Source organism: Kitasatospora sp. NPDC041988 (assembly GCF_055588525.1).
Genome location: NZ_JBVJCO010000042.1, coordinates 24515 through 49597 on the forward strand (window position 1 = coordinate 24515; position 25083 = coordinate 49597).

12 protein-coding genes are annotated in these 25083 nt (G+C 74.6%); 9 read left to right on the top strand and 3 right to left on the bottom strand.

What is annotated here, in order from left to right; genetic code table 11:
• Positions 1-8: 8 nt before the first annotated feature.
• Genes ACZ6NC_RS31950 through ACZ6NC_RS31960 form a run of 3 tightly spaced genes read right to left on the bottom strand, consistent with a single transcriptional unit; the run spans position 9 to position 10688 of the window.
• A complete protein-coding gene (locus ACZ6NC_RS31950; protein WP_465737342.1) occupies positions 9-6272 on the bottom strand; it encodes an amino acid adenylation domain-containing protein in 6264 nt (2087 codons plus the stop codon).
• A 5-nt stretch (positions 6273-6277) separates the two neighbouring features.
• Entirely contained in the window at positions 6278-8917 is a 2640-nt protein-coding gene (locus ACZ6NC_RS31955; protein WP_465737343.1) for a condensation domain-containing protein, read from the bottom strand.
• Positions 8907-10688 (bottom strand): carbamoyltransferase family protein, encoded by a 1782-nt coding sequence (locus tag ACZ6NC_RS31960; protein WP_465737344.1) that lies wholly within the window; start codon positions 10686-10688, stop codon positions 8907-8909. Before ACZ6NC_RS31960 ends, ACZ6NC_RS31955 begins: the two co-directional genes overlap by 11 nt.
• Before the next feature lie 257 nt (positions 10689-10945).
• Between ACZ6NC_RS31960 and asnB the strand changes: the two genes are divergently transcribed.
• From asnB to ACZ6NC_RS32005, 9 genes are read left to right on the top strand one after another with little or no spacing between them, the layout of a single operon-like run.
• On the top strand, positions 10946-12838 hold the full coding sequence (gene asnB, locus ACZ6NC_RS31965) for an asparagine synthase (glutamine-hydrolyzing) (protein WP_465737345.1): 1893 nt from the start codon (positions 10946-10948) through the stop codon (positions 12836-12838).
• A complete protein-coding gene (locus tag ACZ6NC_RS31970) occupies positions 12835-13620 on the top strand; it encodes an aspartate/glutamate racemase family protein (RefSeq protein WP_465737346.1) in 786 nt (261 codons plus the stop codon). The genes asnB and ACZ6NC_RS31970 overlap by 4 nt, the downstream gene beginning before the upstream one ends.
• On the top strand, positions 13617-15353 hold the full coding sequence (locus tag ACZ6NC_RS31975; protein WP_465737347.1) for a non-ribosomal peptide synthetase: 1737 nt from the start codon (positions 13617-13619) through the stop codon (positions 15351-15353). Before ACZ6NC_RS31970 ends, ACZ6NC_RS31975 begins: the two co-directional genes overlap by 4 nt.
• On the top strand, positions 15350-17932 hold the full coding sequence (locus tag ACZ6NC_RS31980) for an amino acid adenylation domain-containing protein (RefSeq protein WP_465737348.1): 2583 nt from the start codon (positions 15350-15352) through the stop codon (positions 17930-17932). Before ACZ6NC_RS31975 ends, ACZ6NC_RS31980 begins: the two co-directional genes overlap by 4 nt.
• A complete protein-coding gene (locus tag ACZ6NC_RS31985; protein WP_465737349.1) occupies positions 17929-20100 on the top strand; it encodes a non-ribosomal peptide synthetase in 2172 nt (723 codons plus the stop codon). The genes ACZ6NC_RS31980 and ACZ6NC_RS31985 overlap by 4 nt, the downstream gene beginning before the upstream one ends.
• Entirely contained in the window at positions 20097-21062 is a 966-nt protein-coding gene (locus ACZ6NC_RS31990; protein WP_465737350.1) for a TauD/TfdA family dioxygenase, read from the top strand. The genes ACZ6NC_RS31985 and ACZ6NC_RS31990 overlap by 4 nt, the downstream gene beginning before the upstream one ends.
• A complete protein-coding gene (locus ACZ6NC_RS31995; RefSeq protein WP_465737351.1) occupies positions 21059-22648 on the top strand; it encodes a condensation domain-containing protein in 1590 nt (529 codons plus the stop codon). The genes ACZ6NC_RS31990 and ACZ6NC_RS31995 overlap by 4 nt, the downstream gene beginning before the upstream one ends.
• Positions 22639-24150 (top strand): lyase family protein, encoded by a 1512-nt coding sequence (locus tag ACZ6NC_RS32000; RefSeq protein ID WP_465737352.1) that lies wholly within the window; start codon positions 22639-22641, stop codon positions 24148-24150. Before ACZ6NC_RS31995 ends, ACZ6NC_RS32000 begins: the two co-directional genes overlap by 10 nt.
• On the top strand, positions 24147-25076 hold the full coding sequence (locus tag ACZ6NC_RS32005) for a GHMP family kinase ATP-binding protein (RefSeq protein ID WP_465737353.1): 930 nt from the start codon (positions 24147-24149) through the stop codon (positions 25074-25076). The genes ACZ6NC_RS32000 and ACZ6NC_RS32005 overlap by 4 nt, the downstream gene beginning before the upstream one ends.
• Positions 25077-25083 lie beyond the last annotated feature (7 nt).

The following is a 25083-nucleotide window of genomic DNA, read 5'->3' on the forward strand; positions in this document are numbered from 1 at the left end:
ACGGATCGTCAGGCCGACAGGTGGTGCGCGAGTTCCGCGACCGTGGGGTGGAGCTGGACGTCGACCGGCTTGAGCGGGACACCGAGTTCGCGCTTGATCCGGAAGGCGATCTGCACGGCCCGGATGGAGTCGCCGCCGAGGTCGAAGAAGTCGTCCTCCGCGCCGACGCGCTCCACCTTGAGGATCTCCGCCCACACCCGGGCCAGGGTCTCCTCCAGCGAGGTCCGCGGCGCCACGTGCCCGGCCGGGTCGGCGGCGGAGCGGACGGGCGCCGGCAGCGCGGCGCGGTCCACCTTGCCGCTCGGCGACAGCGGCAGCGCGTCCAGCACCACCACCGCCGAGGGCACCATGTAGGCCGGCAGCCGGCGGCCCAGCCAGGCGCGCACGTCGTCGGCCGAGACCGCGGCGGAGGCGGCCGGGACGACGTACCCCACCAGCCGGCGCTCCGCGCCCTCGCCGAGCGCGGCGGCGGCGCCGGCGGCGACCCCGGGGTGCGCCCGCAGGTGCGACTCGACCTCGCCGAGCTCGATCCGCAGGCCGCGGATCTTCACCTGGTCGTCGGTGCGCCCCAGGTACTCGAGTTCGCCGGTGGCCGTCCACCGGGCCACGTCGCCGGTCCGGTACAGGCGTGCCCCGGGCACGTCGCCGGACGGGTCGGGGACGAAGCGCTCGGCGGTCAGGCCCGGCCGTCCCAGGTACCCGCGGGCCACACCGGCGCCGCCGATGCAGAGCTCCCCGCGGGCCCCGGGCGGCACCGGCCGGCCCGTTCCGTCCAGGACGTGGGCGACGGCGCCGGGGACGGCCCGGCCGATCAGGACGTCGCCGTCCGCGGCGCAGCGGTGGGCGGTCGCGTAGACGGTGGCCTCGGTCGGGCCGTAGGCGTTGACCAGCTCGGCCGCCGCGGCCCAGCGCGCGGCCAGCGGCGCCGGGAGCGCCTCGCCCGCGACGACGACCCGGCGCAGCGCGGGCAGGTCGCCCGGTTCCAGGCCGGCCAGGACGCTCGGCGGCATCGAGATGACGGTCGGCCGGTGCGCGCGGATCGCCGCGACCAGCCCCTCGCCGACGCGGTCGGCCCCGCCGGGGGAGACGACGAAGGTGGCGCCGGTGGTGAGGGCGGACACGAGGTCCGCGACGGACACGTCGAAGCTCAGCGACGCGAACTGGAGAAGCCGGTCGTCGGGGCGCAGGGCCATGACCTCGTCCGTGACGGCCACCAGGTTGTCCAGCGACCGCCACTCGACCTCGACCCCCTTGGGCGTGCCGGTGGAGCCCGAGGTGTAGATGACGTAGGCGAGTTCGGCGGCCTCCGGGCGGACGGACCCGGTGTGGACGGCGTCCGTCGCCTGGGTGGTGTCGAGCGTGCGCCAGGGGCCGTCCGGGAGGCGGCCGGCGGTGCCGGGGTCGGTGAGGACGAGCGGGACGTCCGCGTCCTTGAGGACGAACTCGATCCGGCTCGCGGGGTAGTCGGGGTCGAGCGGGACGTAGGCGGCGCCGAGGCGCCACACGGCGAGGACGGCGGCGACCAGGTCGACGGAGCGGTCGAGGCAGAGTCCGACGCGGTCGCCGCGGCCCACTCCGGCCCCGGCGAGCAGGGCGGCGAGCCGGGCCGCGCGCTTGTCGAGCCGGCGGTAGGTCAGCTGTCCGCCCGCCGCGTCGGCGACGGCGATGCCGTCACCGTTCGCCGCCACCTGCGCCGCGAACCGCTCCAGGACGCCCTGCGGCGCGACGGCCGCGGTGCGCGGCCCGGCCGAGGCCGCGACCGGTCCGGCGAGCTCGCCCTCCGGGTCGGTGACCAGCGACTCGACGGCCCGGACGTGCTGTTCGGCGATCTCGTCGACCTGGGCCGGGGTCAGCCGGTTGGCGTCGTAGTCGATGCACAGCTGCAGGCCGTCCGTCAGCGGGTTGCGGAAGAACGTGACGGTGAGCGGGACGTCGGCCGGCTCCACCCGGCGGCTGGCGGTCAGTTCGCCCAGGCCGCTGAGCAGGTCCGCGTGTTCGCCGTCGCCCATGGTGTCGCGCATGACGTGGAAGTTGTTGAAGGTGAAGTTCGTGGTGAACAGGTCGCGCCCGCCGGCGAGCTGCCGGATCCGGGCGAGCGGCATCCGGCGGTGGGGCAGGATCCGGGCCTCCGCCTCGAAGACCCGGCGGACCAGGTCGGACCGGCGCCCGCCGCCCACTGGGAGCCGGAACGGGACGGTGTTGAGGAACAGCCCGCGGGCGTCCGTCCCGCCGGCCTCCTCCAGCCGGCCGTTGAGCGTGACCCCGCAGCAGACGTCGTCGAGGCCGGTCTGCGCCGCGATCACCTGGAGGTGCGCCGCGAGGAGGACGGTCTTCTCCGGCACGCCGAGGCGCTTGGCGAGCGCCCCGACCCGCGGGCCCAGGTCGGCCGGAAGGTGCGCGTCGCGCCAGCCGTACCCGTCGACCACGCCGCTGGCGCCGTCGCCGCGCAGTGCCGGTCCGGCGGGCCGGGGCGCCTGCTCGGCGAGCGCGGGGAGCTCCGGCAGGGTGTGCCCGGCGAGCGTCTCGGACCAGAACCGCCGGGCCTCGGGCGAGGCCGACGCGTGCTGCTCCAGGGCGACGAAGTCGCGGTAGGCCGAGGCCGGGGGCGGGAGTTGCGCCAGGCCCGCGCCGTCCAGGAGCCGGGTGTAGTGCAGGAGGATCTCGGTGATCGTCGACCACAGGCTCCAGCCGTCGAGGATGGAGTGGTGCTCGACCAGCGTCCACTGGAAGCTGTCGTCGGTGAGCACCTGAACGGCGAGGCGCAGCATCGGCGGCCGCTCCACGTCGAACGGGCGGCGGCGCTCCCGCTCCATCAGCTCGTCGACGGCCCGGTCCTGGTCCGCCGGCGCCAGCGCCCGAAGGTCCTCGACGATGACGGGCAAGTCGGCCTCGCGGTAGACGAGTTGCAGCGGTTCGGCGAAGCTCGTCAGGTCGAATCCGGTCCGCAGAACGGGGTGCCGGGCGATCACGGCCCGGACGGAGCGGCGGAACGCCTCCTCGTCGAACCGGTACGGCAGGCGGTAGCTCGCCGCATTGACGTACGGGAGCACCCGGAGGTCGGACGCCATGTGGTAGATCATCCCGACCTGGAGCGCCGTCATGGGGTAGGCGTCGTCGAGGTCGGACTCGGGGCCGTCGCCGATCCGGGCCCGGTCGGCGGCGGAGAGAAGCTCGAACGGCTTGGTGGGCGCTCGGTCGCCGGCCGTGTCGGCGGCGGCGGCGAGGCCGGCGAGGGTGCGGTGCTCGTAGATCTGGGCGACGGCGATGCCGAGCCCGCGCCCGCGGGCGAGTGCGGCCACCTGCACGGCGCGGATGGAGTCGCCGCCGAGGTCGAAGAAGCCGTCGTCCGTGCCGACCTTCTCGACCTGGAGGATCTCGGCCCAGATCTCGGAGAGGATCTCCTCGGCCGGGGTGCGCGGAGCCACGTAGGCGGCGGCGTCGCCGGAGAACTCCGGTGCGGGCAGGGCGGCGCGGTCGATCTTCCCGTTCCGGGTCAGCGGCAGCGTCTCCAGGGCCACGATCGCGGAGGGGACCATGTAGGCGGGCAGGTGGACGGCGGCGAAGTCGCGCAGCTCGCGGGAGTCCGTGCCGTCCGGGCAGGCCGCGTAGGCGACGAGCTGCCGGTCGCCGGGGGTGTCCTCGCGGACGACCACGGAGACGCCCTGGACGGACGGGTGCCGGCCGATCGCGGCCGCCACTTCGCCGAGTTCGATGCGGAAGCCGCGGACCTTGACCTGGTCGTCGTTGCGGCCGAGGTATTCGAGGTCGCCGGTGGCGGTCCAGCGGGCGAGGTCGCCGCTGCGGTACAGGCGGGCGCCGGGCACGTCGGTGAACGGGTCGGGGACGAAGCGCTGGGCGGTGAGGTCCGGGCGTCCGAGGTAGCCCCGGGCCACGGCGTCGCCGCCGACGTACAGTTCGCCCTGCACGCCGACCGGCACCGGTTCGCCGTGGCCGTCCAGGACGAGCGCCCGGTAGCCCGGAAGGGCGCGGCCGATCGGGCTGCTGCTGGTCTCGATCCGCTCCTCGTCCAGGACCTGCCAGGTGACGTGGACGGTGGTCTCGGTGATGCCGTACATGTTGACGAGGACGGGGCGGTCGGGCGTGTGGCGGCGCCACCAGGTGCGGACCGAGGCCAGGTCGAGCGCCTCGCCGCCGAACACGACCAGGCGCAGGCTCAGGTCGTCCTGCGGGTGGCGCTCCTCCTCGGTCACCAGCTGGCGGAACGCGGACGGCGTCTGGTTCAGGACGGTGACGCGTTCGCGGACCAGCAGGTCGAGGAGGGCCGCGGGGTCGCGCGTCACGTCGCGCGGGACGACCACCACGCGCCCGCCGTAGGCGAGGGCGCCCCAGATCTCCCAGACCGAGAGGTCGAAGGCGAAGGAGTGGAACAGCGACCAGACGTCGGTGTCGCGCAGGCCGATGGTCTCCGCGCCGGCGTCCAGCAGCGTGGCGAGGTTGCCGTGGGTGACCTCGACGCCCTTCGGCCTGCCGGTGGAGCCCGAGGTGTAGATGACGTAGGCGACGTCGCCGGCCTGCGGGTCGACGGATCCGGTGTGGACGGCGTCCGTCGCCTGGGTGGTGACGAGCGTGCGCCAGGGGCCGTCCGGGACCCGTCCGGTGGTGTCGGGGTCGGCGAGGACGAGCGGGACCCGGGCGTCGTCGAGGACGTACTCGATCCGGCCCGTGGGGTTGTCGGGGTCGACGGGGACGTAGGCGGCGCCGAGCCGCCAGGCGGCGAGGACGGCGGCGACCATGTCGGTGGTGCGGCTGAGGCAGAGCCCGATGCGGTCGCCGCGGTTGACCCCGGCCCCGGCGAGCAGGGCGGCGAGCCGGGCCGCGCGCTCGTCGAGCCGGCGGTAGGTCAGCTGTGCGCCCGTGCCGTCGGTGACCGCGACGCGGTCACCGGCCGCCGCCACCTGCGCGGCGAACCGCTCCATCGCCGACGACCGCACCCGCGGTGCCGGAGCCGTCCCGACGAGCTCCGCCCGCTCCTCGGCCGACAGCAGTTCGGCCCGCGCCACGAGCGCGTCCGGCTCGGCCAGGAGCGTCCCGAGCAGCCGGCGCCAGTGCCCCACCAGGCGCCCGACCAGCTCCGCGTCGATCAGCTCGGTCCGGTGCTCGACCTCGATCTCGATCCGCTCGCCGTCGTCGTTGACGTTCCAGGTGAGGTCGAACTTGGCGGTCGCGGTGTTCACCGGGACGTGCGCGGTCTCCAGTCCCGGCATCCGCGGTGCCGCGTGCCCGCGGGCATAGCCGAACAGGATCCGGAACAGCGGCGAGCCGTCCCGGTCGGTGCCGAGCCGCCGGGCGAGGTCCTCCAGGGCGACGTCCTGGTGCTCCAGGGCGTCGATGAACGCGTCCCGGGTGGTGCCGAGCAGCCCGGCGAAGCCGGTACCCGGGTCGGCGGTGATCCGCAGCGGGACCACCTTGACCAGGCAGTCCACCAGCCGGTCCGTCCGCGGATCGTCCCGGCCCGCCAGCGACGTCCCGATGACGAGGTCCTGCTGCCCGGAGTAGCGGGTGAGCAGCGCGGCGAACCCGGCGAGGAGCGTCATGGCGGGGCTCACCCGGTGGGTCCGGCCGAACGCGCGGACGGCGGCGGAGAGGGAGTCGGGCAGGGTGAACCGGGACGTCATGCCCTGGTTGCTGCGGGCCGTCGCCCGGCGTCCGGAACCGAGCAGCTCCGTCGCCCCGGGGGCGTCGCGCAGCGTCCGCTCCCAGAAGGCGAGGTTCTCCTCGGCCGTGGCGGCGTCCACCGGCTGGAGCTCGGGCTCCTGCGGCACCTCGTCGGGCACGGGCGCGGAGTCCGCGCCGGCCCGGTAGTGGGCGGCGAGCTCCTCCAGCAGGACGTTCACCGACCAGCCGTCGCTCACGAGGTGGTGGGACACCAGCAGCAGGAAGCACTCGTCCTCGGCGTACCGGATGACGGACACCCGCAGCAGGGCGTCGGTGGCGACGGCGAAGGGACGCGCGATCTCCTCGGCCATGGCCTGCCGGGCCGCCGCCTCGTCGGGCAGCCGGAGCTCGCGGACGGGGATGTCGGTGTGGTCGAGGACGGTCCGGCGGGGGAGGCCGGTGACGGACGCGAATCTCGTCCGCAGCGCGCGGTGGCGGCGGACGAGCGCCTCGACGGCGTCCCGCAGCCCGTTCGGGGACAGCTCGCCCCGCAGGTGCAGCGCGGCCGGCACGTTGTAGACCGGCTGCCCCGGGTTGACCTGCTCGGCCAGCCAGATGCTGTGCTGCGTCGGCGAGACGGGTAGCGAGTGGGTCATGACGCTCAACTCCTTTCCTGATCGGCGGTCTGCCGCTGCCGGTGCACGTCCGCCCGCGCCAGCCGGATGACCCTGACGGTCCTGTGCAGGCCCGAGAGGTCGGGCTCGTGCGCTTCGATGTACGCCGCCAGCGCGGCGACCGTCCCGTCGACGAGCAGGACGCGCAGCGGCACCGTGACGGACAGCTCGCGCCGCAGCCGCGCCACGATCCGCGTCGCGGTCAGCGAGTAGCCGCCGAGCGCGAAGAAGTCCTGGTCGGCGCCGATGGCGTCCACGCCGAGCTCGTCGGCCCAGATGTCGGCCAGGACGGTTTCGAGGGCGGCGCGCCGGCCGGAGGCCGGGGCCGGTTCGGCGGCCGCCTGCTCCTGGCGGGGAACGGCCCCGGGGTCCACGGCGGCCTGGTCCGGCGCGACCGGCTCCCCGGCGGGCAGCCACTGCTCGGCCCGCAGCTCCGGATCCCGCACCACGGCCGCGAGGAGCGACAGGTAGTGCTCGACGAACCGGGCGATGCGCGCGGCGTCGTAGCGGTCGGCCTGGTACTCGACGTTGCCGATGGTCCCCGACGTGGTGGACTCCAGCGTCACCATCAGCCCGAACTTCGCCGAGCGGACCCGGACGGGCACCTCCTCGGCCGTGGCGCCCGGGATCGTGAGCCGCACCGGGTCGACGTTCAGCAGCTCGAAGATGACCGAGGTCAGCGGCGAGCCCTGGGCGCCGTGGATCCGCCGCTCCCGCAGGGCGGTTTCCAGCGGGTAGTCCTGGTGCACATAGGCGTCGATGACGGTGGTCCGGGCGCGGTCCAGGAGCTCGTGGAACGGGAGTCCGTCGGCCAGCCCGGTGCGCAGCTGCACGAGATTGACGAACGAGCCGACCAGCGCTTCGAGTTGCGGGTGGCTGCGGCCGGCGACGGAGGTGCCGACGGTGAGGTCGTGCTGGCCCGAGTAGCGGTGGAGCAGCCCGAGGAACGCGGCGTAGAGCACCATGAACGGGGTCGTGCCGCTGCGCCGGCCGAGGGCCTCGACTTCGCCGAGCAGCCCGGCGGGTATCTCGAAGCGGTGGCAGCCGCCGCGCAGGCCGGGGCCGGCGTCGGCGTCGTCGAGGTGCAGTGCCGTCAGGTCCACCTCAGGGGCGCCGACGACGCTCTCCCGCCAGTGGTCCTGCAGCGCGGGCAGCCGCTCGGCCAGCACACCCCGGTGCCAGGCCGCGTAGTCCAGGTAGCCCGTGTGCGGCCCGTCGTCCGGCGCGGTCGCCCGGCCGGCGTACAGCGTGCCGAGCTCGTCGACGAGGTGGGTCAGCGACCACTGGTCGCAGACGATGTGGTGGACGACGAGGACGAAGGCCCAGTCGTCGGCGGCGAGGCGCACGAGCACCGCGCGCAGCGCGTTCTCGGCCAGGTCGAAGGGCGCGTTGACGGTGTGCTCGACCAGCGCGGCGAGGGCCGCCTCGTCGGGTCCGGACAGCTCGACGGTCTCGAAGGGGGCCGCCGAGACCGGGGCGACGGTCTGGACGGGGCCGCCGTCCGACTCCGTGATCCGCAGCCGCAGCGCCTCGTGACGCCGCACCAGCTCGTCCAGGGCCCGCCGCAGCGCCTCCGGGTCCACCGTGCCGCGCAGCCGCCAGTACAGCGGGAAGTTGTACTGCGCCGCGCCCGGGTTGAGCTGTTCGGCGAGCCAGATCCCGGTCTGCGCGGAGCTGAGCGGGTGGGCGCCGCCGGACGGTGCCGTCGGGATCGGCCGCACCGTCGCGGGCGAGGCCCGGTCGATCCAGTCGGCGAGCGCGGACAGCGTGGGGTGGTGGAAGAGGTCCTCCACGGTGACCTCGACGCCGAAGACGGTGCCCACCCGCATGGCGACCCGGGCGGCCAGCAGAGAGTGCCCGCCCAGGGCGAAGAAGTCGGAGCCGGCGTCGATCCCGGCGGGGGAGACGTCCAGTACCTCGGCCCAGACGCCGGCCAGGAGGTCCTCGGTGGCGGTCAGTTCGGGGGTGCCGGGCGTCGCCGGGAGGGCCTCCGCCGTGTCCGGGCCCGCGTTCTCCTCGACGTCGAGTACGGGCAGGTCCGGCGAGTCCCGGAGCGCGACCAGCACCTGCCGGACGTCCTCGCAGAAGGCCGTCACACCGGCGGGGTCATAGAGGTCGCGGTCGAACTCGCAGCGGGCCTCCTTGCGGTCCGGGTCGAGGCTGAGCACGAGGTCCCGGTCGGCGAGCTGGGGTTCGACGCCCCGCCATTCCTCGGCCGGGCGCCCGAACAGCACCGCGACGCCGGAGCGCCCGGCGGGCTCCTGCCCGGCTTCGAGTTCGATGTCGAGCTCGGCGTCCAGCCGGCCGAGGGTCACCGTCGCGGCGGCCCGGCCGCCGAGGTCGACCTCGATGTCGAGGAGTCGGGCCGGCCCGAGGAGCGTGCCGACCGCGAGCACGGTGCGGCCGTGGTGGTGGCGGGCGGCCAGGGCGGCGGCGACTGCGGCGACCGCCACCGTCTGCGTCTCGATCCCGTACCGGGTCGAGACCTCCGCGAGGCACTCGGCGAAGGCGGCGCCGTCGACGCTCACCGTCGCGCGCCGGAACTGTGGCACCGGCGGCCGCGGCCGGTCGGGCGGCAGGGTCGCGTGGGCGGCCGGCTGCCGGGGCTGGATGAGGCTAGCCGACATCGGCGATCGACTCCTTGGCGTCCTTGATGATGAGGGTGCGGCCGAGGACGAGGACGTCCAGCTTCGAGCGCAGGAAGGTGCGCAGGGCCTCCTGCGGGGTCGCGATGACCGGCTGGCCGCGCAGGTTGAAGGAGGTGTTCAGCACCACCGGGGTGCCGGTGCGGCGGCCGAAGGCGCCGATCAGCTCGAAGAACCGCGGGTTGCTCTCAGGGTGGAGCACCTGGACGCGGGCGCTGCCGTCGACGTGGGTCACCGCGCCGAGGTTCTCGCGGTGCTCGGCGCGGGTCTGCGTCACGAACAGCATGTGGGCGTACCGGTCTTCGGTGCCGGGGGCGATCTCGAAGTACTCGCCGGCGTCCTGGACGCGGACCACCGGCGCGAACGGCCGGAAGCTCTCGCGCTCCTTGACCACCTCGTTCAGGCGGTCGCGCATGGCCTCGGTCCGGGGGTCGGCGATGATGCTGCGGTTGCCGAGCGCGCGGGGGCCGAACTCCATCCGGCCCTGGACCCACGCGGTGATGCGGCCGTCGGCCAGGAGCTCCGAGACACGCTCGGCGAGGTCGGCGTCGGTGGCGCACTCCTCGACGGTGCAGCCCTCCGGCTCGCCGGCCGCCGCCGCCAGCTCCTCGTCCGAGAACCCGGGCCCCCAGTACGGCATGGACATCCGGCCGGCCCGGGAGGACGCGGCGGCGTCCGCCGCGAGCGCCGCGCCGATCGCCGTGCCGTCGTCGCTGGAGGCCGGCTGGACGAAGATGTCGTCGAACAGACGGCTGCGCGACACGAGGCCGTTGAGCGTGCAGTTCAGCGCGACACCGCCGGCCAGGCAGAGCCGGCTCAGGCCGGTGCGCTCGCGGGCCGCGCGCAGGACGTGCAGCATCGCCTGCTCGGTGATCGCCTGCAGGCCCGCGGCGATGTCGGCGTGGTCCTGGGTCGAGGGCTGCCCCGGCAGCCGGGCGGGGCCGAGCACGGCCGCCAGCTCGCGCAGGACGCCCTCGTGGGTCTCGTGCTCGAAGGCCGTGCGGTCCCGGGCCAGCACGGGGACGGTGTACGTGCCGTCCTCCCGCAGCCGCACCATGGCGGCGAAGCGGTCGTAGTAGCGCTGCGGGTCGCCGTAGGGCGCGAGGCCCATCACCTTGTACTCGTCCATGAAGGGGACGAAGCCGAGGTGGTGGGTGACCAGGCTGTAGAGGATCCCGACCGAGTGCATGGCCGGGATGGTCTGGAGCACCTCGATGGACTCGCCCCTGCCGACCGCGACGGTGAGGCTCTCCGACTCGCCCATCCCGTCGCTCACCACGATCAGCGAATCCTCGAACCCGCTGGGGTAGAAGGTGCTGGCGGCGTGGGCCAGGTGGTGCGGGACGGGCCGGAAGCGCTCGCCCCAGGGCCGGCCGGGCAGGAACTTCTCGGCCAGTGCGAGCTGCGACTGCGTCGAGTACACCTCGCGGAACCTGGCCGAGGAGTAGGGGCTCTCGAAGCTGCCGGTCGGCTCCCCGTAGGCGAAGCCGTGCGCCAGGACGTCGATGTCGTCGGGCCCCAGACCGGCCTGCGCCAGGCAGTACTCGATCGCGTTGACGGGGAACGACCCGGTGGTCTTCTCCCCGGTGAACCGCTCCTCCGCGGCGGCGGCCACCACCTCGCCGTCGATCACCAGGGCCGCCGCCGAGTCGTAGCCCTGGGCGAACCTGTGCAGCCGGGGATCGAGCCCGGGGAAAGCCTCCCGCTTGAATTCCAGTCCGCCGTTCAGCCCGCTGTAGCCGAGGACGCGCATAGTCTCAAACCTCACCGTCGATGCCACGCGAAATTGTTCGGCCTTCACGCTAGGCCGGGAAAGCCCCGCACGTCGCCGCCCGCAGGTCGGGACCTGACCTGTACTTCGGTACGGCCGGGATTCTGGCCGAAAGGACGAGCGGTAAAACGTTGACCCGTGCGCGGCGCCGCTCCTAGTGTGACCGGCGGACATATCGAAGGAGCAGCGGATTCCGTCAGGATTCGCGTGAGCGACCGGGTGATAGGAGCCTGAACTCGATGTGCGGAATAGCCGGGGTTTACGGACTCGACGACCCGGCCGGCCTGGACCCCGAAGTCCTGACGGCCATGACCGACGCGCTGGTGCACCGGGGACCAGACGCGCACACCACCTGTGAGACCGGCGCGTTCACCGCCGGATTCCGCCGCCTGTCGCTGGTCGACCTGGCCGGCGGCGGGCAGCCCCACAGCACCCCGGATTCCTCGGTCGTCTCGGTGTGCAACGGCGAGATATTCAACCACCGGAGCCTTCGGGAAGAACTCCGGAGAAAAGGCCACCGATTCCGGGGCGGATCGGACACGGAAGTGCTCGTCCACCTCTACGAGGAATACGGCACCGAACTCACCGACCACCTCGACGGGCAGTTCGCCTTCGCCCTCTACGACCGGCGCGAGGACCGCCTGGTGCTCGCCCGCGACCATTGCGGAGTTCTCCCGCTGTTCTACACGGTGGTGGCCGGCCGGATCATCTTCGCCTCGGAGATCAAGAGCCTTCTCCGGCACCCGCTGGTGGAACGCCGGGTCGACCTGCGAGGGCTCGACCAGGTGCTCTCGCTGCCCGGACTGGTGAGCCCCCGGACGATGTTCGAGGGCATCCGGTCGCTGCGCCCCGGCGAGCGGCTCGTCGCCGACCGCTCGGGACACCGCACCGAGCGCTACTGGGACCTCGACTACCCGCTCTGGGACGACGAGGCGCGCCACCGGGACGCCGCCGCGCTCGGCGATCCGCGCGTGTTCGACGGGTACGCCGACCGGACCAGGTCCGTGCTCGAGGCCGCCGTCCGCTCCCGGTCGGTCGCGGACGTCCCCGTCGGGATGTACCTCAGCGGCGGCCTGGACTCCAGCCTGATCGGCGGGCTGATGGCCGCCGAGCGACCCGACCACCCGTGGCCCAGCTACGCGGTGACCTTCCCCGGCAGCAGCATCGACGAGGCGCGCTACCAGCGGCTGGTGGCCGGCAAGATCGGCACCCGGCACCACGAGGTGCCGGTGGACGCAGCGGACACCGCCGGCCTGCTCAGCAGCATGGTCCGGCACGCCGAGACCCCGGTGAAGGAGTCCTACAACGTCTGCTCGATGCTGCTGGCCCGCAGGGTCCGCGCCACCGGCACGGTCGCGGTGCTCAGCGGCGAGGGCGCCGACGAGCTGTTCGGCGGCTACCCGGGTTACCTGCTCGACACGGGCGGCCCGGACCGCGGGCCGGGCCACCTCCTGGAGGAGCAGCTCGAACGCGAGGCCGCCCACCGGATGTGGGGCCTGGACCTGCGGTACGAGACCGACCAGCTCCCCGCCCACGACCTGCGCCGCCAGCTCTACAGCGGCCCGCTGGCCGAGGAGTTCGACGGCTTCTCGGTGACCTCCCAACGCCTCGTCGAACCGGAGCGCCTGATCGGGCGCCACCCGCTGCACCAGCGCTCCTACCTCGACTTCCACCTGCGGCTCGCCGACCACCTGCTCGGCGACCACGGCGACCGGATGGCCATGGCCAGCTCCGTCGAGATGCGCTTCCCGTTCCTGGCCAGGGACGTCGTCCGGCACGCGACCGCGATCCCGCCGTCCCTGATGACGGCCGACGGCCGGGAGAAGGCCGTACTGCGCCGCGCGGCCGAGGGTCTCGTCCCGCACGAAGTCCTGGACCGCCGCAAGTTCGGCTTCCGCAGCCAGACCAGCACCGAGCTGCTGCTGGCCGGCGACGACTGGTTCAACGACCTGCTCTCGCCCTCGACCGTGCGCCGGCAGGGCTACTTCGACCCGGCCGTCGTCGCGGAGCTGATCCGCCGACAGACGTCGGGGGCCCGCACCGTGCACCCGCACCTGGACACGGACTACCTGCTCGTCATCGCGACCTTCGCGATCTTCCTGGAGGAGTTCGACCTGCCGTGCCTGGGATGATCAGAGAACGCGTCACCACGCACCCGAAGGCCGCCGTGCGGCCGTTCCCGGCCGACGCCCCCGCGCGCACCGGGGAGCCCGGCACCCGCAAGCCGCTGATCGGCGTGATCGGCGGAATGGGCCCGCTGGCCTCCACCGAGCTGCTCAACACGGTGTACGGACTCGAACCGCCCGAGCACGAGCAGCTCGCCGCGCGGATCCTGCTGTGGTCCGACCCGGCCGTGGCCGACCGGACCACGGCCATCCAGTCCGGAACGGTCGACCTCGTCCGGGAGGCGCTGGAGTACTCGGTCGACCGCCTGCTCACCGCCGGCGCCGACGGCGTCGTGGTGGCCTGCATCACCGCGCACCCCGCGATCCGGCTGCTGCCGGAGCGGCTGCGCTCCCGCTGCGTCTCCCTGGTGGACCTCGTCTTCGAGCAGCTCACCGAACGCCCCGGCCGACACCTGGTGCTGTGCACCCGGGGCAGCGTCCTCGCCGGGGTCTTCACCGACCACGAGCGCTGGCCCGAGTTCGCGCACCGCCTGGTCCTGCCCGACGACGAGGACCAGGAGCAGCTGCACCGCCACGTCTACCGTCTCAAGCGCAACGGCGACCGGCTCGCGACGATCGACTTCGTCCGCGGACTCCTGCCGAAGTACCAGGCCGCCGCGTTCGTCGCCGGATGCACCGAACTGCACCTGGTGACCCGGGCGATCGAGGCCCGCGGGCTGACCCGGCACCTGCCCAGCATCGACCCGATGACCGTCATCGCACAGCGAATCAGGGATGGATTGATATGACAACGCCGACGGTTCTGAGGCGATGGGCGGACAGCCTGGCCCGCGACAGCTCCCGCTGTGCCGTCAAGTCGGGCCCCCGAGAGGTGAGTTACCGGGATCTCGCGGGCCGTGTCGCCGGCTACCAGGCCGCGTTCGAGCGGATCGGCAGGCCCACCGACCCGGTCCTGCTCTCCTGCGCCGACCCGGTCGAGGTGATCGCGGCCGTCCTCGGCTGCATGGCCGCCGGCCGCACCTTCGCACCGGTCGACCCCAGGCTGCCCGCCGCCGTGCTGGACGGCGTGCTCGCCGCCCTCCGTCCGGGCGCGGTCGTCGCCGACGCCGCGAGCCGCGAGGCGCTCGCGGGGCGCGAACTGCCCGACGGCACCGGGTTCGTCCGCCCCGAGACGCTGGAGCCCCGCGAGTGGTCCGCCGAGGCCTGGCAGCGGGCCGCCCCGGAGGACCGCGGATACGTCTACTTCACCTCGGGGACGACCGGGCGCCCGAAGGGCATCCGCGGCAGCCTCCGGGCCGTCCACCACTTCGTCGACTGGGAGATCGCCGAGTTCGGGATCGGCGAGGGCACCAAGGTCTCCCAGCTGACCTCCCCGGGCTTCGACGCGTTCCTGCGCGACGCCTTCACCCCGCTGTGCGCGGGCGGCACCGTCTGCGTGAACCCGGCCGCCGAGACGCCGGTCGGCGAGGGCCTCGCGCGCTGGCTCACCGAGAACGAGGTCGAGGTCCTGCACTGCGTGCCGACCCTCTTCCGCACGCTGCGCTCCGCCGCCCTGACCCCCGGCTCCTTCCCGGCCCTGCGCGCCGTGCTGCTCGCGGGCGAGCAGCTCCACCCCGCGGACGTCTCGTGGTGGCGCGGCCTGTTCGGCGGCGGCAAGGAGCTGGTCAACCTGTACGGGCCGTCCGAGACGACCATGACGAAGTTCTTCCACCGGACGACGGAGGAGGACGCCCACGCCCGGCTGGTGCCGGTCGGCCGGCCGCTGCCCGGCGTGGCGGCCCGGGTGCTGACCGGGCCCGGCGATCCGCAGGACGCGCTCGGCGAGGTCGAGCTGGAGGTCCCGTTCCCGCTCCTCGGCTACCTCGGCGCGGACGAGTGGCGCGGCACGGCCACCACCTACCGCACCGGCGACCTCGGCAGGTTCCGGCCCGACGGGGCACTGGAGCTGTACGGCCGCCGCGACCAGCAGGTCAAGGTCCACGGTGTGCGCGTCGACCTCGGTGAGGTCGAGAACGCCCTGCGCACCCGCCCCGGCGTGCAGGACGTCTGCGCGGCGGCGGTCACGGAGGACGTGTCGACCGCCCTGGTCGCCTACGTGGTGGCCCCGGACCTCTCCGACGCCGAGCTGCGCGCGCACGCCGCGCAGCTGCTCGCACCCGGCCTGGTGCCCTCGGTGTTCGTCCGCATGGCGGCGATCCCCCGGACGCTCAACGGCAAGGTGGAGCGCCGCTCCCTGCCGCTGGTCCCGCTGCGGCGGACGGCGGAGGCCACGGAACCGCCGCAGGGGCCGGCGGAGACGCGGATCGCCGCGATCTGGAGCGAGATCCTCGGCCTGGCGGGCGTCAACCGCGACGACGACTTCACCCTGCTCGGCGGCGACTCCCTGGCGATCGCGCGGCTGATGGACCGGGTCCGCTACGAGTACCAGGTGGACCTCCCGCTGCGCGCGTTCCTCCAGGACCCCACCGTCGCCGGGCTCGCCTCGGTCGTGACGGACCGCATGGCGCGGAGCGGGTCGTGAGCGCTCCCGCAGCGGCCCTGCCCGCGAACGCCGTGCTCCGCGCCCGCCTGACAGGGGAGTTGGACGTCACCGCGCTGTCGGCCGCCGTCGGCGACCTCGTGGCCGCGCATCCGGAGCTCAAGGCGGCGGGGGAGCGGCCGGGCCGGGTCCGGCTGAGGGTCATCGACCTCTCGCGGTCCGCCGGGGAGCAGCAGCGTCGCGTCCTCGCCGACCTGGTGGCCGACGAGGCCGCCCGGCCGGTCGGGGCCGCCGGCCGCCCCCGGCTGCGGGCCTGCCTCGCCGGGCTGGGCGCCGGGGCGTACGAACTCCTGCTCGTGGTGGACCGGGAGCGGGCCGACGAGTGGTCGCTCGCGCGGCTGACCCGGGACCTCGGCGCCGCCTACCGCGCGCGGACTCCGGACACACCGGCGCCGCCGCCCGCGACCGGCCCCCTGCCGGGCGCCTGGTTCCCGGGCGAGCGGGCGTCCCGCAAGCTGCCCGGGGAGCCCGGCGGTGCCGCGGCCGAGCGGGTGCTCGCCGCCTTCGCCGCGGTGCTCGCCAGGTACGCCGGGACGGACGAGGCCGTGGTGACCGTGCCGGACGGCCCGGCGCACCGGGTGATCCGGCTGGACCTCTCCGGCGCCCTGACGCCCGCTCAACTGGGCGCCATGGTGCGTACGGCACCGGAGGCCGGCACGGACGGACCGGCCTTCCCGATCCGCGCGGTGTTCGCGGGGCACGACCTCCCGGCCGCGGTCCTGGACCTGCCGGGCATCGCGGCCGAGGTGACCGTCGACTCCCCGCCCGACCCGCAGGGCCGGCTGACCCTGGCCGTGACCGGGCCGGACGAGTTCACCGTCGCCCTCACCGGGGCGCTGCCCGGCCGGGTGACGGCCGACGGCTTCGCCGGCCACCTCGTCCGGGCGTTGCGGTTCGGGCTCGACACCCCCGACCGGCCCCTGGCCGAACTCGACCTCTCCGGCCGCCCTGCGCCCTACCCGGCACCCGCCCCCGCCACCACCCGGCCGTACCGCGACTACCTGGCCTTCCTGGACGAGGAGTTCGCGGCGCGGGTGCGGGAAGCCCCCGAGGCGGTCGCGGTGCGCTCCCCGGAGGGCACGCTCGACTACGGCGGGCTCGACCGGTGGAGCTGCCGGATCGCCCGCGCCCTGGCCGGCCACGGCGCGGGCCCCGGGCAGGTGGTGGCGCTCCTGCTGAGCGGCGGTGCCGGCCAGATCGCGGCCGTCCTCGGCGCGATGCGCACCGGCGCGACCTTCACCTGTCTGAACCCCGCCGACCCGGACGCCCGCCTCCGCGACATCCTGGCCGGCACCGGGGCGGTCTGCGTGCTGGCCGACGAGGCCGCCGCCGCGGCGCACCCCGCGCTGCTCGGACCGGACGGCCGGCTCGCGGGCCTGCCGGTGCTTCCGCTGGGGCCCGCCCCGGGGGACGACTCGCCGGGGGAGCACGTCTGCTTCCCGGCCCCGCCGGTCGCCGACCACCCGCTGTGCATCGTGCACACCTCGGGGAGCACCGGCACGCCCAAGGGGATCGCGCTGTCGCGGGCCGCGTTCGCGCAGTTCGCCGAGTGGCAGCGGGAGCGGTTCGGGATCGGACCGGAGAGCCGGGTCGCCCAGTGGGCGCCGCTCACCTACGACGCCGCGTACACCGAGATCTTCGCGGCGCTCACCGCCGGCGCCGCGCTCTGCCTGCCGCCCGCCGCGGCGCGGCGCGATCCGGTCTCGGTGGTGCGCTGGCTGCGGGGGGAGCGGATCGGGCAGATCCAGACCGTGCCGTCGTTCTTCCGGCTGCTCACCGAGGCGCTGGACGCGCAGGGCGGCGAACTGCCGGACCTGCGGCACGTCCTGGTCGCCGGTGAGGTGTTCCCGGTGGACCTGGCCGAGGCCTGGGCGCACCGGGCGGTGCGGCCGGGGCTGCACAACCTGTACGGGCCCACCGAGTGCATCCTCGCCACCCACCACGAACTGCCCCCGGGCGGGGCGTTCCCGGCCACCGTGCCGATCGGCGGGGCGATCCCGGGGCGGGAGGTGCTCGTCCTCGACGGCCTCGGCCGGCCGTGCCCGGCCGGGGTGCCCGGCGAGATCCACCTGCGCAGCGGGTTCCTGGCCGGCTCCTACCACCGCCGGCCCGCCGAGACGGCCTCGGCGTACCTGCCCGACCCCTGGCGGCCCGGCCGGACGCTGTACCGCACCGGCGACCGCGGGTACGTGCGGGCCGACGGCACTCTGGCGTTCACCGGCCGGACCGGCAACCAGGTGAAGATCCGCGGGAACCGGGTCGAGCTGGACGAGGTCGAGGCGGTGCTGGAGCAGCAGGCCGGGGTGCGGGAGGCCGCCGCGGCCGTCCGCACCACCGCGTCCGGCGACCCCTGCCTGGTGGGCTACGTGGTGGCCGACGCCGGAGTCTCCGGGGAGGGACTGCGGCGGCTCGTCGCGGCGCGGCTGCCGGCCCCCGCGGTGCCCGACCTGATCGCGGTGCTGGCCGATCTGCCGCGCACCGCCACCAACAAACGTGATCGTGCGCGGCTGCCCTGGCCCCTGCCGGCACGACGGAACGAACTGGAAGGTGAGCAATCATGACGAACGGCGAAGCGGCGATCGCGGCCCTGGCGGCCGGGACCGGGGTCGGCCCGGACACCGTGCGGCTGGCCGCGTCGTTCAAGGTGGCGGCGGTGCTGACCGGCTCCGACGCGCTCGGCGACGACGGTGCGAGCTGGCGCGAGCTGATCGCCCGGGTGGCCACCCCGGACGGGCAGGCCGAGGCCGAGCGGGTCCGGAAGGAGGCCGCCGAGCAGGAGCACATCGGCCCCGACCGTGCCGAGGGCTACGTCCGGACGGTCCTGGAGCGGATGACCGCCGCCCCGGACGAGGCGCACGACGCGCAGGGCCTGGTCGGCGGGGAGGAGTTGGCGGCCACCCTCGCGGCCTCGGCCGGTCCGGTCCGGCCGCTGCCGGAGCGCCGGTTCCACGAGCTGTTCGAGGAGCGGGTGCGCCGGCACCCCGACGCGGTCGCCGCGGTGCAGGGCGGGCGGAGCTGGACGTACGCGGAGCTGAACCGCCGCGCCAACCGGATCGCCCGGTCGCTGCGGCAGCAGGGGCTGGCCGACGAGGACGTGGTGGCCGTGGTGGCCGAGCGTTCGTTGGAGTGGATGGCCGCGGTGATCGCGATCTTCAAGGCGGGCGGCTGCTACCTCCCGCTGGACCCGGCCTTCCCGGCCGAGCGGATCTCCGTCGTGCTGGAGCGCAGTGACTGCCGCCGGGTGCTGGCGGACCCGGGGGTGGCCCAGCTCGACGAGGCGGTGCGGGGGCGGGAGGTGACCGTCTCGCTGCTGACCGAGGTGCCGGCCGGGACCGGCCCCAGCTCTGAGGAGGACCTCGGACTGCCCGTCCGTGCCGACCAGTTGGCGTACATCTACTTCACCTCGGGATCGACCGGCGAGCCCAAGGGCGCGATGTGCGAGCACGCCGGCTTCCTCAACCACCTCTACTCCAAGATCGATGACCTGGGTGTCCGCGAGGGCGACGTCATCGCCCAGACCGCCCCGCAGTGCTTCGACATCTCGCTGTGGCAGCTGCTCTGCGCGCTGCTGGTCGGCGGCCGGACGGAGATCATCGGACAGGAGACCGTCACCGACGTCCGCCGGTTCGTGGAGACCGTCACCCGGGCGGGCGTCCAGGTGGCCCAGCTGGTGCCCTCCTACCTGGACCTGGTGCTGGAGACCCTCCAGGGCGACAGTCTCGGCCTGCCGTCGCTGCGCTGCCTCGCGGTGACAGGCGAGGCGCTCAAGACCGAACTGGTGCACCGCTGGTTCGCCGCCTTCCCCGGCATTCCGCTGGTCAACTGCTACGGCACGACCGAGGTTTCGGACGACACCAACCACGGCGTGATGCACCGCCCGCCGGCCGGCCGGTCCGTCCCGCTCGGCCCGCCGACCCGCAACGTCCGCGTGTACGTGATGGACGAGCGGCTGCGCATGGTCCCCGACGGGGCGCCGGGGGAGATCGTCTTCGCGGGGGTGTGCGTCGGCCGGGGGTACGTCAACGACGCCGCCCGGACGGACGCCGCGTACCGGGCGGACCCGTACCGGCCGGGCGAACGGCTCTACCGCTCCGGCGACTTCGGCCGCCGGCTGCCCTCCGGCGAGTTCGAGTACCTCGGCCGCCGGGACTCGCAGGTGAAGGTGAGCGGCTTCCGGATCGAGATCGGCGAGATCGAGAACCGCCTGCTGCAGGTCCCCGGCGTCCGGGACGGCGCCGTGGTGATCGCGGGTTCGGCCGAGGACCCGCAGCTGGTCGGTTTCTACAGCGGCGCCGCCGCCCCGGAGCCCGGGGCCGTGGACCGGGCCCTGGCCGCCGTCCTGCCGCACTACATGGTGCCGGGCCGGCTGCACCGCCTCGCCCGGCTGCCGCTGTCCGCGAACGGCAAGATCGACAAGAAGGCGCTGACCGCCGCGGCCCGGGAACAGGGCCGGCCGGCCGCCGGCGGCGACGTGGCGCTCCCGGAGACCGACACCGAGCGCCGGGTCGCCCGGCTCTGGGCCGAGCTGCTCGACGTGCCGCTCGACCAGGTCGGCCGCGGCTCCCGGTTCGTCGAGCTCGGCGGCACCTCGCTGGCCGCGATCCGGCTGGCGATCGCCCTGGACCGCGCGGTGACGGTGGGCGAGCTGAAGGCCACCCCGACCGTCGCCGAGGTGGCCGGACTCCTCGACCGCAAGGCGGCCGGCCGGACCGCGGAGGCGCGGCGATGACCCCCGCCACCCGCACCGCACCGGGCCTGCGCGTGCTCGAAGCCGCCCCCGGCCCGCGATGGGCCGCCGAGCACCGCGCGGAGGTCCTCACCGAGGTCGAGGCGTCCGGGGCCGTCCTCCTGCGCGGCCTGGGCGTCGCCTCGGCCGCCGACCTCGCGGCCGTCACCGCCGCACTCGGGGTCGAGCCGATGGCCGAGCGGGAGGGGTTCGCGCCCCGCGAGCGCCACGGCGAGACGGTCTACTCGGCCTCGCACTGGCCCGCGGACGCCCCGATGTGCATGCACCACGAGCAGAGTTACGCCGCCGAGGTCCCCGGCCTGCTGGTGTTCGGGTGCCTGACCGCCCCGGACCGCGGCGGCCGGACGATGCTCGCCGACTCCCAGCAGGTGCTGCGCAGCCTCCCCCCGGACCTGGTCGAGCCGTTCCGTCGGCACGGCTGGCTGCTGCTGCGCACCTACCAGGACGTCGGCGTGCCGTGGACCGACGCCTTCGGCACCGACGACCGGGCCCTGGTCGACGCCTACTGCGCGGCCGAGGGCATCCGGCACGAGTGGTTCGACGACGGCCGGCTGCGCACCGCGCAGCGCCGGGCCGCCGTCGTCGCCCACCCCCGCACCGGCGTGCCCGGCTGGTTCAACCAGATCGCCTTCCTCAACGAACTGACCATGGACCCGGCGATCCGCGAGTACCTGCTCGACCAGTACGGGCCGGCCGGTCTGCCGTTCACCACGGCCCACGGCGACACCACCCCGATCGGCGCCGACACCGTCGAGGCCGTCAACGCGGTCTACGACGCGGCCGCCTTCGGCGAGTCCTGGCGGGACGGCGACGTCCTGGTCGTCGACAACATCCGGATGGCCCACAGCCGGGAGCCGTACGAGGGCCCCCGGGAGGTAGCCGTCGTCCTCGGCAACCCGGTCCGGCTCGCCGGCCACGTCCTGCCCGGCGGTGAGGCCGGATGACCGCCGCCTCCTTCGCGCAGGAACGCGCCTGGCTGGCCAGCCGGTTCGCCGCCGACACCGCGCTGTACCACGTCGCGGACCAGTGGCCGCTGCACGGGGACGTCTCCGAGCGGCAGATCCGGGCGGCACTGGCCGCCGTGGTGGACCGGCACGAGGCGCTGCGCACCGGGTTCCGGGTCGTGGACGGCGCGCTGACCGCGGTCGTCCACGACCGCGTCGACCTCGATCTTGAGGCCGTCGACCTGTCCGGCCACACCGAGGAGAAGCAGCGCGAGGATCGCGAGACCCTCGCCGACCGGCTGAAGCACACCGCCTTCGACCTCTCCCGCGCACCGCTGTGGCGCGCGGGCCTGGTCAAGCTCGGCGCCGGGCGCTGGCGGTTGCTGTTCGTCGCCCACCACGCCGTCTGCGACGCACCGTCACTCTTCAACCTCCACGCCGAGATCACCGAGTTCTGCGCGGCGTTCGAACAGGACCGGCCGCCGCACGTCCCCCGACTCCCGCTCTCCTACGGCGACTACGCGCGGCAGCAGCGCGAGCGGCTCGACGGTGCCGAGATCGCCGCGCTGGCCGGCTACTGGCGGGCGCAGCTTGCCGGTCTGCCACCCGCGCACGGCCTTCCGCTGGACCTGCCGCGGCCGGCCCGGCGGTCCTTCGCCGGCGCGGAGCTCCGGGCCGAACTCCCGGCCGGCACGGCGTCCGCGGTCGCGGAGGCCGCCGGCCGGTACGGGGTCACGCCGTTCGAAGTCCTGCTCGCCGGGTACGCGGCCCTGGTCCACCGGCGCTCCGGCCGGGACGACATCGTCCTCGGGGTGCCGCTCTCCGGCCGGGACCGCCCCGAACTGCTGCCCCTCGTCGGCACCTTCGTGAACATGGTGGTGCTCCGGGTGGACGCCTCGGGCGACCCCTCGTACGCCGGGCTCGTCGAACGCGTCCGGGCGGTGTGGCGGGCGGCCCGCGACCACCAGGAGATGCCGTTCCAGACCGTGGTCGAGCAGCTCGCACCGCAGCGCGGCCCCGGTCTGCCCCCGCTCTACCAGCTGGCGTTCAACGTCACGGCGGCCGAGGGCTTCGGGCCCCCGTCCACCGCGGCCGAGGACGACCTGCTGCTGGAGGTGTCCGGCACGACGGCCCGCCTTGAGTACAACACCGCCCTGTTCGGACGGGAGACCGCCGAAGGGCTGCTCTCCGACTACGCGGCGGTGCTCACGGTGGCCCTCGCCGACCCGGCGACACCGCTGTCCCGGCTCCCGGCCGGCCCGGGGCCCGCGGGGGGTGCCGCCCCGGTCCCACGGCCCGGCCACGTGCCGCCGCGCACCGCCGCCGAGGAACTGGTGGCCCGCGCCTGGGCCGACGTCCTCGGCGTCGACCGGGTGGGCGTCGACGACGACTTCTTCGCCGTCGGCGGCCACTCGCTGCAGGCGCTGCGCCTGCTCGCCCGGCTGTCGTCCGACCACCGCGTCGAGACCACCGTCGACGCCTTCTTCTCGAACCCGACCGTCGCACGGCTCGCCGCCGAACTGGAGCGGCACGCCGCGACGCGCCGGGAGAACCAGACCGACCCCGAGGGAGAGACATGGCAGTGACCGGCCGGATCGACGGCGTGCCCAGCGAGGTCTGGGACGAGGAGGTGCTGGCCCCGCAGTTCGGCTACGAGGCCGAAGCGCTGTTGCCGCACTACGTGTCCATCGAGAAGGTGCTGCTGCTGGAGTACCGCAGGATGGGCCTGGTCGACCCGGAGGGGGCGGCCGCGATCGCCGGACGGCTCGACGAGCTGACCCCCGAGCTGATCCGGGCGGACCCGCGGGACAACATGTCGGACATCTTCTTCGCCATGGAACGCCACGTGGCCCGCGGCGGCACCGCCCCGTTCGCGGCCTGGCACGTGGACCGCAGCCGCAACGACTTCCAGGCCTGCGGCCAGCTGTTGTCCTGCCGGGAGAACGTCCGTGCCCTCGCCGGGGACCTCGTCGCCCTGGGACGCACGGCGGCGGCGCGAGCCGCCGAACTGCCGGACAGTCCGATGCCCGGCTACACCCACGCGCAGGCCGCGCAGACCATCACACCCGCCTTCTACCTCTCGGCGCTCTCCGAGGAGACCCTCGGCGCGGCCCGGCGCCTGCTGACCACCTACGACCAGATCGACCGCTCGCCGCTCGGCGCGGGCAGCATGGCCGGCCAGGAACTGCCCTGGGACCGCGAGCGGATGGCCGGACTGCTGGGCTTCCGGCAGCCGCAGCCGCACGCCCTCGTGTCGGTGGCGTCCCGGTCCTGGGCCCTCGCGGTCGCGTCCGAGCTGTCGAACTTCGCCGTGCTCCTCAGCCGGTTCACCACCGACCTGATGACGTGGAGCGGCGCCGGGTTCGGGTTCGTGGACTTCCCCGACGCGCTGGCCGGGATCTCGGCCGCGATGCCGCAGAAGCGCAACTTCCCGGTCCTGGAAAGGATCCGCGGCCGCTGCTCGCACGTCGTCGGCTGCGCGACCCAGCTCGCCTTCGCCCAGCACGGCACCCCGTACGCCAACAGCGTCGAGGTCTCCAAGGAGGCCGGGCGGCACCTCCAGGCCCAGTTCGCCGCGCTGCGCTCGGCCCTGCGGCTGGCCCACACCACCCTCGCCACCGCCACGTTCCGGACCGACCGCATGCGCGAGGCCTGCGAGGGGGACTTCCTCGGCGCCTTCACCCTCGCGAACCTGCTGACCCTGGAGGCCGGCGTCCCCTGGCGGACGGCGCAGGTGATCGCCGGAGCCTACGTCAGGGCCGCCATCGCCGAGAACCTGACCGCGGCCACCCCCGACGGCCCGCTGCTCGCGGCGATCGCCGAGGAGCACGGCCACCGGGTGCCCGAACCCGCCGAACTGCTGTCCGGCGCCTTCGACGCCGACAAGGCCGTCCGGGTCAAGCACTCCGCGGGGTCGACGCACCCCGATGCCGTCCACGCCATGCTCGCCGCGCAGGAACGCGGCTACCACGAGGTGTCCGGGCAGTGGCGGCTGCGCGACGAGGCGGCGAGCGTCGCCGCGGCGCGCGTCGACGCCCTGCTGGCCGTCGAGGACACCGCCGAGCGCACCCCGGCGGGCACCCCGTGACCGGCCCCAGCCTCATCACCCGCCGCCCGGGCGCGGACCTGCGCAGCGGCCGGGCCGACGCCTCCGGCACCTTCGGCGAACTGCTCCAGGGACGGCTGCCCGACGGCACGGACTTCCTCGTCACCCTGCCGATCACGCTCCGCTCCCGGGCCTGGTTCCGCTTCGACCGGGCCGGTCCGCTGCGGGTCTTCCCCGCCCACAAGAAGAAGTCCCTGCGGCTGGCCGAGGCCATGCTGACGGCCCACCAGCCCGGTGGCGGCGGGACCCTGATCCTGGACAGCGACCTGCTCATCGGCAAGGGACTGGCCAGCTCCTCAGCCGACCTGGTCGCCACCGCGCGCGCGGTCGGCGGCGCGCTGGGACTGGACACCGGCCCGGCGGCGGTGGAGCACTGGCTGCGCCCGATCGAGCCGACCGACGGGGTGATGCACCCGGGCGTCGTCGTCTTCGAGCACCGCGAAGTGCGGCTGCGCGAGGCCCTCGGCGGGCTGGCGCCGGCCACCGTGGTGGCGGTGGACGAGGGCGGCCACCTGGACACCGTCGCCTTCAACAAGCGCCCCAAGCGCTACTCGCCGGCCGACACCGCCGAGTTCACCGGACTGCTGGACACCCTGACCGCGGCCGTGCGCGCCGGGGACCTCGCCGCCGTGGGCCGGGTGACCACCCGCAGCGCCGTCCTCAACCAGCGGTTCGCACCCAAGCGGCACCTGGACGCGATGCTGGCCATCGCGGGGCGGACCGGGGCGCTCGGCGTGGTGTGCGCACACAGCGGCACCATGCTGGGCCTGCTGTTCGACGACGCGGACCCGGACCACGCCCGCAAGGTGGCCGAGGCGCACGCGGCCTGCGAGGCCCTGGGCGACGACACGTTGCTGTTCCGGACCCTCCCCCGACCCTCCCGGCAAGGGCATTCCCACACCTCCTAAGGACGTA